The 8637-nt window shown below is 60.2% G+C and carries 7 protein-coding genes; 1 reads left to right on the top strand and 6 read right to left on the bottom strand.

Annotated elements, in window-relative coordinates; translation table 11 throughout:
* Positions 1-28: 28 nt before the first annotated feature.
* Positions 29-883 carry a helix-turn-helix transcriptional regulator gene (locus tag FN633_RS08805; RefSeq protein WP_154058872.1) on the bottom strand — a complete coding sequence of 285 codons (855 nt, stop codon included), beginning with the start codon at positions 881-883 and terminating at the stop codon, positions 29-31.
* 127 nt (positions 884-1010) lie between these two features.
* Between FN633_RS08805 and FN633_RS08800 the strand changes: the two genes are divergently transcribed.
* The gene (locus tag FN633_RS08800) at positions 1011-2438 is read left to right on the top strand and encodes an MFS transporter (RefSeq protein WP_154057452.1); all 1428 of its coding nucleotides are present in this window, start codon (positions 1011-1013) and stop codon (positions 2436-2438) included.
* Between the two features lie 2 nt (positions 2439-2440).
* Here the strand turns inward: FN633_RS08800 and FN633_RS08795 are convergent, their stop codons facing one another.
* The 5 genes from FN633_RS08795 to pheP all read right to left on the bottom strand — a co-directional run bounded on the left by FN633_RS08795 (position 2441) and on the right by pheP (position 8540).
* Positions 2441-3421, bottom strand: coding sequence for a LacI family DNA-binding transcriptional regulator (locus FN633_RS08795; RefSeq protein ID WP_154057451.1), 981 nt, complete (start codon positions 3419-3421; stop codon positions 2441-2443).
* Between the two features lie 89 nt (positions 3422-3510).
* On the bottom strand, positions 3511-4662 hold the full coding sequence (locus FN633_RS08790) for a Gfo/Idh/MocA family protein (protein WP_154057450.1): 1152 nt from the start codon (positions 4660-4662) through the stop codon (positions 3511-3513).
* Positions 4659-5723: a sugar phosphate isomerase/epimerase family protein gene (locus FN633_RS08785; RefSeq protein ID WP_154057449.1), complete on the bottom strand. Its 1065-nt coding sequence runs from the start codon at positions 5721-5723 to the stop codon at positions 4659-4661. Before FN633_RS08785 ends, FN633_RS08790 begins: the two co-directional genes overlap by 4 nt.
* Before the next feature lie 14 nt (positions 5724-5737).
* Positions 5738-6979 carry an MFS transporter gene (locus FN633_RS08780; protein WP_154057448.1) on the bottom strand — a complete coding sequence of 414 codons (1242 nt, stop codon included), beginning with the start codon at positions 6977-6979 and terminating at the stop codon, positions 5738-5740.
* Between the two features lie 166 nt (positions 6980-7145).
* Positions 7146-8540 carry a phenylalanine transporter gene (gene pheP, locus FN633_RS08775; protein WP_154057447.1) on the bottom strand — a complete coding sequence of 465 codons (1395 nt, stop codon included), beginning with the start codon at positions 8538-8540 and terminating at the stop codon, positions 7146-7148.
* Between the last annotated feature and the right edge of the window lie 97 nt (positions 8541-8637).

Genomic DNA, 8637 nt, shown 5'->3' with positions numbered 1-8637 from the left:
CTGGCCCGGCATGAGCCATAACTCTACGTTACAGCCTTGCCAGCACCTGCTCGCCCGCTTCATCGACTGGGAGATAGACCAGCAGACGCGAACCGTTACGCGGCGCGGAGTACCAGTACATCTGCTGCAGCTGGAAGTCGCCTAAATCAGGATGATGGAAGGTTTTTATCTGGTTCTCTACCCCGCGCACCTCATAGCGCTGATGCCAGAGCGACTCGAACTCCTCAGAGGCAGCAAAAAAGCGCGCCAGCTTGTTCTCCCACGCCGCTTCACCCCGATGTTCCGCCATCGCCGCGCGGAAATAGGAGACAAAGGTCGGCAGTACATCCCGGTTTGCCAGGCGGCTACGCCAGCCCGGATGGGTTAGATAGAGGTAGATACAGTTGCGATCGTCTTCCGGCAGCGTGGCAAAATCGACGCCCATCAGCCGACAAAAGGCGTCGTTCCACGCCACGATATCGAAATTGGGTTTCTGAATACTGGCTGGCTGCGGCAGCAGGCTGTCCAGCATCCGCCGCGTGCCGGGGCTGATCCCTTCGCACGGCGTCAGATTTGTTGACTCCACCGGCGGTAGGTCCGCCAGCAGGAACAGATGCCGCGTCTCCAGCGGGCTGCACTGGAGAGCATCGGCCACTGCCTGCATTACCACGGCCGACGGATTAACCTCCCTGCCCTGCTCAAGCCAGGTATACCAGGTTACGCCAACGTCTGCCAGCATGGCTACCTCCTCCCGGCGCAGGCCCGGCGTGCGCCGCCGCCCGCTGCGCGGAAGTCCCAGCCGCTGCGGATCTAAGCTCTCCCGTCGCGCCCGCAGAAAAGCGCCTAGCTGTTTACGGCGATCGTCCTGGCGTATCTGGGCAACGTCCAGCTCGCTGTGGGTCATCAGGCTCATGGTCTCTCCAGTATATCGTCAGCATGGTAGTGCCAGTACCAGTATAATCAGGAACTGGTACCCGTTTATTCAATCAGCGATGCTACGTCCATTCGCTGAATGACGCAATGGAGCTACCATGAAAACGTCTACTGTTTCACCCGGCCGCGCGGGACTCGTCCTGCTGCTAACCGGCCAGATGCTGCCCCTGATCGACACCTCGATCACCAACGTCGCCCTGGATTCAATCACCGCATCGCTGCACGCCAGCGCCACCCAGCTGGAGCTTATCGTCGCCTTGTACGGCGTGGCCTTTGCCGTCTGTCTGGCGATGGGCAGCAAGCTGGGCGATAACTACGGTCGTCGCCGTCTATTTATGTGGGGCGTGGCGGTGTTCAGCTTCGCCTCTCTGCTGTGCGGCATGGCAAACTCGATTACCGCCCTGCTGGCGGCCCGTACACTACAGGGGGCAGGGGCGGCGCTGATCGTTCCACAGATCCTTGCGACCCTGCACGTTACCCTGAAAGGCACGGCTCACGCGCGGGCGATTAGCCTCTACGGCGGCATCGGCGGTATCGCGTTTATCGTCGGGCAGATGTGCGGCGGCTGGCTGGTGTCGGCAGATATCGCCGGGCTGGGCTGGCGTAACGCCTTTTTCATCAACGTGCCGATTGGCCTGCTGGTGCTGGCGTTGAGCCGTCGCTACGTGCCGGAGACCCGTCGCGATGAACACTCGCCCATCGACTGGCAGGGCACGTTTATCCTCGCCCTGATCCTCTGCTGCCTGCTGTTTCCCATGGCGCTGGGGCCAGAGCTGCACTGGCCGTGGTCGATGCAGCTGATGCTGCTGGCTACGCTTCCCCTGCTGGTGTGGATGCGGGCGAGCGCGCTGGGCAAGCAACGGCGTGGCGAACACCCGCTGCTGCCGCCGCGCCTTTTGCAGCTCGCCAGCATTCGCTTTGGCATGGTGATCGCCCTGCTGTTCTTTAGCGCATGGTCCGGGTTTATGTTCTGCATGGCGCTGACCATGCAGCCCGGCCTGGGAATGGCCCCCTGGCAGTCGGGAAACAGCTTTATTGCCCTCGGCGTGGCCTATTTTCTCTCGGCGATGTACGCCCCGAAGCTGATTGCGCGCCACAGCATGGGACGGATCCTGCTCTCTGGCCTGGCGGTACAGATCGGCGGCCTGCTGCTGCTGATGGAAACCTTCCACTACTACGGGCAGGCCACCACGGCCCTGACGCTGGTGCCGTCTACGGCGCTGATTGGCTACGGCCAGGCGCTGATCGTCAACTGCTTCTACCGGGTGGGAATGCGTGATATCACCGCTAACGATGCCGGAGCGGGCAGCGCCCTGCTCAGCACCCTCCAGCAGGCGACGCTGGGCCTTGGCCCGGCGGTATTTGGTTCGCTGCTGTTAGTGCTGGTGCGTCACCATCACGGCAGCTATCCCGAGGCAATAATGGGTTTTCTCGGCGTTGAGGCAGTGATGATGTTGCTGCTGGCGGCGATTGCCATTGGCCTGCGCCACCATCTGAACCGCAGCCCGGCCATTGCAACGTCATAACCTTAGGCGCTGGCGCGTTCGATAAAGCGCCAGTCCATCATCACTCTCTCTGTCGGGGTATCGGGGTTGTCGATTTTGTTGAGCAGCAGCGCCACGGCCTTACGACCAATCTGCAGGGAGGGTTGCGCCACGGTGCTGAGCTGAGGCGAGACCATCTCGGCCAGCGGCGTGCCGTCAAAGCCCACCACGGCGATGTCATCCGGCATCGTCAGCCCCGCCTGGGCTATAGCCAGCAGCGCGCCAGCCGCCAGGGTATCAGAGACGGCAAACACCGCATCCGGGCGCTCATCGGCACGTAACAGCGTCTCCATCGCCGCTCTGCCGGCATCAAAGCTCAGCTCGCTGGCGTACTCTACCACCCTCCAGCCGTGGCCGTTTTGCTCCAGCACGCTGTTATAGCCCCGCTCGCGCAGGCGAGCATATTTATAACTCAGATCGTGGTTAATCAGGGCAATGCGCTGGCGGCCACGGTTAATCAGGTGCTGGATCACGTACCGTGAGGCGTCGATATCGTTAATCCCGACGCAGGATACGCTTCCCTCATCGGCATACTCGGCGCACTGAACCCAGGGTGCCTGGCCAATCATGGTCGTCAGCTCCGGCAGCTTAGAGAAGGCATCCATGGTAATGATCCCATCGACGATTTTCCCTGACAGCAGGGTCAGCGCCGAGCGGGAGCGCGCCATGTCAGAGCCGGTATTGCACAGCAGAATGCGGTAACCGTTCTTCTCCGCCTCCTCTTCAATGCCCTTGACCACCTCGGCGCAGAACGGGTTAGCAATATTCGACACCAGCACGAGGATCATATAGCTCCGGGCGGTGCGGAGCTGGCGAGCCAGCAGGTTAGGCTGGTAGTTGCTCTCTTCAATCGCCGCCAACACGCGCTCGCGGTTTTGCGGTTTCACGGACCCGCTGTGGTTGATGACCCGGGAGACCGTCGCTACCGACACTCCTGCCAGGCGAGCGATTTTTTGAATTGACATAACGACGACACATCCTGCGATTAGCGCTTTAGATAGCAGGCTACCATAAAACCGTTGCCCGACGAACCGGTAGTGCGCCGGGCAACGCTTTAACGGGCCACCCGCACCCAGCGCTGCTGCTGATGGCTTTTTATAATGGCATCAATGATAAACATCACGTCGGCACCATCATAAAAAGAGGCAAACGGACAGGCACCGGCCTCCGGCATCGTTCCAGCCCGCACCGCCTGGTAGAAGTTCGCCATCATGTTCTTAAAGGCGTCAGGCCAGCCCTCAATATGCCCGCCGGGAAAGTGCGCGCTGCCAGCGACATCGGGCGTCATCAGGCCCGGATCGTCGGTGAGGATCTCATTGGGGCGCTGACGATGGCCAATCCACAGCTGCTGGGGGATCTCCTGATCCCAGCCCAGCGAGCAGGTGCTGCCGTTGACCTCAAAGCTGAGACGGTTTTTGCGGCCCGCGCTGACCTGCGAAACGCTGAAGCAGCCTTTGCTGCCGTCGGCGAAGCGCACCAGCACCGAGCCGCCATCTTCGGTGGTGACCGGGCGATCCTCATACTGCGCCTCGTCTCCAGAGGCGCTGAAGGTCGCCCCGCCGTCCAGCCGCGCCTTGCGGGTTGGCCAGACGATCGCCAGATCGGCCATCACCTCGACAATTCTCTGCCCGGTGACAAACTGCAACGTATCGCACCAGTGCGAGCCGATATCGGCCACCGCCCGCGACGTACCGCCCAGCGCGGCGTCTACCCGCCAGTTGTAGTCCGTCTCCAGCAGCATCCAGTCCTGAAGGTAGCTGCCGTAAACGGAAAACAGCCGCCCGAGTCTGCCGTGACGTTGCAGGCTTGCTGCCTGCTGAACCATGGCAAACTGGCGATAGACAAAGCTCACCCCGTGCACCACGCCCGCCTGCTCCGCCAGCGCAACCAGCTCCGTGGCCTCCTCCGGGGTCATACAGAGCGGCTTCTCTGAGAAAACGTGTTTACCGGCGCGTAAAATTTGTCGGTTAATGTCAGCATGAAAATGATTAGGGGTACAGTTATGCACCACATCAATCCCTGGATGGGCCAGTATGGCGTCGATGTCGCCAAAGGCAAAGGGCACGTTGAGCGCGGCGGCCTTCTGCTGCGCCGATTCCAGAGCGTGGTCACAGAGAGCCACCACCTGCACGTCCCCGAGGCGGCGCAGAGCTTCAATGTGCGCCGGGCCAATAAAACCGCTGCCGACAATGCCTACGCCAATCATAACGCATCTCCTAACCCCAGCATGGCCCGCACGCTGGCCCGGTCGCTGCTGCCCGCCGCGAAATCATCAAACGCCCTTTCCGCCACCGGAATAATATGGCGGCGGATAAACTCGCAGCCCTCCCGCGCCCCGGCGTCGCCCTGTTTCAGACAGCACTCCCACTCCAGCACCGCCCAGCCGTCGTAGCCGTACTGCGTCAGCTTGCTAAAGATCGCCCCGAAATCTATCTGTCCGTCCCCCGGCGAGCGGAAGCGTCCGGCACGATTGACCCACGGTTGATAGCCGCCGTAGACGCCGCTGCGCCCGTTGAGACGAAACTCTGCATCCTTAACGTGGAAGGCTTTAATCCGCGAATGGTAGATGTCGATAAAGGCCAGGTAGTCTATCTGCTGGAGCAGAAGATGGCTGGGATCGTAGAGAATATTGCAGCGAGGATGGTTATCCACGGCGGCCAGGAAGCGCTCGAAGGTGACGCCATCGTGGAGATCTTCGCCCGGATGGATCTCAAAGCAGAGATCGACCCCGTAGCGATCGAAACGATCCAGAATAGGCCGCCAGCGCCGGGCCAGCTCGGCAAAGGCTTCATCGAGCAGCAGCGCATTGTGCGGCGGCCACGGGTAGAAGTAGGGCCACGCCAGCGCCCCGGAGAAGGTGGCGTGGGTACGCAGGCCCAATCTTTGTGAAGCGACGGCAGCCTGGGTCAATTTCTCCACTGCCCACGCCTTGCGCGCGGTGGGATTGCCCCGCAGATGCTCGGGGGCAAAGTTATCGAAGGCGGCGTCGTAGGCCGGATGCACGGCCACCAGCTGGCCTTCAAGATGCGTTGACAGCTCGCTGATGACCAGCCCGTAGGTTGCTAATGTGCCGTTGATCTCATCACAGTAGGTCTGGCTCAGCGCGGCCAGCTCCAGGTCGAAGATATGCCGATGGTTACAGGGAATTTGCAGCGCCTTGTAGCCCAGTCGCGCTGCCCACTCCGCCAATCCCTCCAGGGTATTAAAGGGTGCCTCTTCTCCGATAAACTGCGACAGAAAAATCCCCGGTCCCTGAACTGTTTTCATACTACCCTCCACAATTAAGCCCGCTCGTTGTCGTCATATTTGAATGTAAAAAGGAAAACCAGCGCGATAACGGCAGCGGCGACGGCCGGGATCCACCAGAAGGTGACCCACGCCTGGGGTACAGCCTGCCCGGCGACCAGCCGGTTATAGAGCGCACCGGAGAGCTGCGAGCCGAGCAGCATCCCGATACCGTAGGTGAACATGACGATCATACTTTGCGCCTGGCCTTTCACTTTTTCCCCGGCCACGCGATCGGTATAGATAAAGCCTACGACAAAGAAGAAGTCATAGCAGACCCCGTGCAGCAAAATACCGAGATAGAGCAGGAAACGCGTCTCCTCGCTCACGCCGAGGGCGAAAAAGGCGTAGCGCACGAACCAGGCGCACATCCCGATGAGCAGCATGTACTTCACGCCGAGGCGGCGGAACAGCAGCGGGATCACCAGCATAAAGACGATCTCAGACATCTGGCCAAAGGACATCGCGGTGCTGACGTCCCCTACCCCGGCGTCCGCCAGATACGAGGCGGTGTAGGCGTAGTAGGTGCCGAGCGGCACGGAGATGAGCATGGCGCAGAGGGAGAAAACAAAGAAGTGGCGCGTTTTTAACAGGGCAAAGGCATCGGCGCAGAAGAGATCGCGCACCGCCACCGGCAGCCCTTTGGCGGGCGCAGGGGTATGCGGCAGCGTCAGGCTATAGACCGCCAGCAGCACCGAGCAGGCCGCCGCCACCATAAAGATATTGACGCTCGCCGCAATGCCGGTAACGCCGATAAATACCCCGGCCACGATCCAGCCGATGGTGCCAAACACGCGCACCACCGGGAAGGTCTTATCAACGTTTGCCAGGCTATGGAAGGCGATGTTGTTGGTGAGCGCCAGGGTGGGCATATAGCAGAGCGTATAGCCAAACAGCAGGCCAATCAGCAGCGCACCGTTCTCGGCGATCAACGCCTGAGGGACAAACCAGAGAATGGCCGCCCCGGCGAGGTGCATTACCGCCATCACCTTCTGCGAGGCGAAGAAGCGATCCACCAGCATCCCCAGCACAAAAGGCGAGAGGATCGAGGCGATCGGCCCGGCTGAAAAGGCATCGCCAATCAGCAGGGCCATGTTGTGCTGGGTCATGACGAGGCCCAGCGTGACGGACCAGCTTCCCCAGATAAAGAACTGGAGGAACATCATCAGGGACAATCTTGGCACAAGCAGGCGGTGGTGCACCTGCCCTTTTGCGCTACTTGCGGTTGTTGACACCATTTTATCGCCTCACCTGTCAAAAGTAATCGATTACAAAACGTGAACAGTAGAAAAGTAATCGATTACAAAATGGTTTGCCTGCGGGTTAGAGGAGATCTGAGAGAAGGGTCACGATAAATAATACACAGGACGTAGCCCGGCCAGCAGCGCGCCGCCGGGCAGAGGATTAGCGAGCCTTGCGGCGCAGCAGTTTGAAGGCGATAAAGAGGAAAACGATCCACACCGGCAGCAGGATCGCAGACATCCGCATGCTGTCGATGGTGCACATCAGCCCCAGAATCAGCACTAAGAAGGCGATGCAGATATAGTTGCTTGCCGGATAGAGCAGCGCTTTAAACTGCGTAACCCGACCCTGGCGACGCATCGCCGCGCGGAACTTGAGGTGCGCGAGGCAGATCATGATCCAGTTCAGCAGCAGCGTCGCCACCACCAGGGCCATCAGCAGGCCAAAGGCCTCTTTCGGCAGCAGATAGTTGATGACGATCACCAGCGAGGTGATGGCCGCAGAGAGAAACAGCGAGTTTACCGGCACGCCGCGGGCATTAACCCGGGTTAAAAACGCCGGGGCATTGCCCTGCACCGACAAACCAAACAGCATTCGGCTGTTGGAGTAGACGCCGCTGTTAAAGACCGAGAGGGAAGCCACCAGAATGATAAAGTTCAGCGCCGAGGCAACGATGTTGCTGTCCAGCTCGTGGAAAATCATCACAAATGGGCTGCTGTCAGCCTTCACATTTACCCACGGGTAGAGCGCCAGCAGCACCACCAGCGAGCCGATGTAGAACAGCAGAATACGGTAGACCACCTGATTGACCGCTTTCGGGATGGTCTTCTGCGGATCGCGCGCCTCGGCGGCGGTAATGCCGATCAGCTCCAGGCCGCCGAAAGAGAACATGATCACCGCCAGGGACATAATCAGTCCGTGCCAGCCGGTGGCCAGGAAGCCGCCGTGCTGCCAGAGGTTATCGACGCTGGCGTGTTCCCCACCGTGGCCGGAGAAGAGCAGCCACAGGCCAAAGCCGATCATAGCGATAATCGCCAGCACCTTGATCAGGGCAAACCAGAACTCCATCTCACCGTAAAGGCGGACGTTGACCAGGTTAGCGGCGTTGATGATGATAAAGAACGCGGCGGCCCAGATCCACGTCGGCACGTCCGGCAGCCAGTACTGCATATAGATACCGGCAGCTGTCAGCTCTGCCATGCCGACCAGCACAAACATAACCCAGTAGTTCCAGCCGGAGAGGAAGCCCGCGAAAGGACCCCAATATTTCCAGGCAAAGTGGGAGAACGAACCGGAGACCGGCTCCTCGACCACCATCTCGCCCAGCTGGCGCATAATCAGAAAGGCGATAATCCCGGCGATGCCGTAGCCCAGCAGCACCGCTGGCCCAGCCATTTGAATTGCCGGCCCAATGCCCAGAAACAGCCCGGTACCGATAGCGCCGCCCAGCGCAATAAGTTGAATATGACGGTTTTGCAAACCCCGTTGCAGCGTCGGCCCAGTTCCCGACGCGCCATCTGCCTGTTGCTGGCCAGATGCGATTGACGCGTTTTTCACGCCCTACCCCTGTCTATTTTAATAAAGGGGCATCTTTTAACACTTAGCGTTACCGGTAGCAAGCGAACGAAAAGGCTGGCGCTGCCGCCAGCCCTCA

Origin of the sequence: Pseudescherichia vulneris, from assembly GCF_902164725.1 — a bacterium.
Lineage (GTDB): Bacteria > Pseudomonadota > Gammaproteobacteria > Enterobacterales > Enterobacteriaceae > Pseudescherichia > Pseudescherichia vulneris.
Note: the sequence above shows the minus strand (reverse complement) of the source record. Positions and strands in the feature narration are given on the sequence as shown.

What these genes read in the sequence shown, in the direction of transcription:
- FN633_RS08795 (WP_154057451.1), bottom strand. Translation starts at nt 3,421, where the DNA reads ATGTCAATTCAAAAAATCGCTCGCCTGGCAGGAGTGTCGGTAGCGACG.
- FN633_RS08780 (WP_154057448.1), bottom strand. Translation starts at nt 6,979, where the DNA reads ATGGTGTCAACAACCGCAAGTAGCGCAAAAGGGCAGGTGCACCACCGC.
- FN633_RS08805 (WP_154058872.1), bottom strand. Translation starts at nt 883, where the DNA reads ATGACCCACAGCGAGCTGGACGTTGCCCAGATACGCCAGGACGATCGC.
- FN633_RS08790 (WP_154057450.1), bottom strand. Translation starts at nt 4,662, where the DNA reads ATGATTGGCGTAGGCATTGTCGGCAGCGGTTTTATTGGCCCGGCGCAC.
- FN633_RS08800 (WP_154057452.1), top strand. Translation starts at nt 1,011, where the DNA reads ATGAAAACGTCTACTGTTTCACCCGGCCGCGCGGGACTCGTCCTGCTG.
- FN633_RS08785 (WP_154057449.1), bottom strand. Translation starts at nt 5,723, where the DNA reads ATGAAAACAGTTCAGGGACCGGGGATTTTTCTGTCGCAGTTTATCGGA.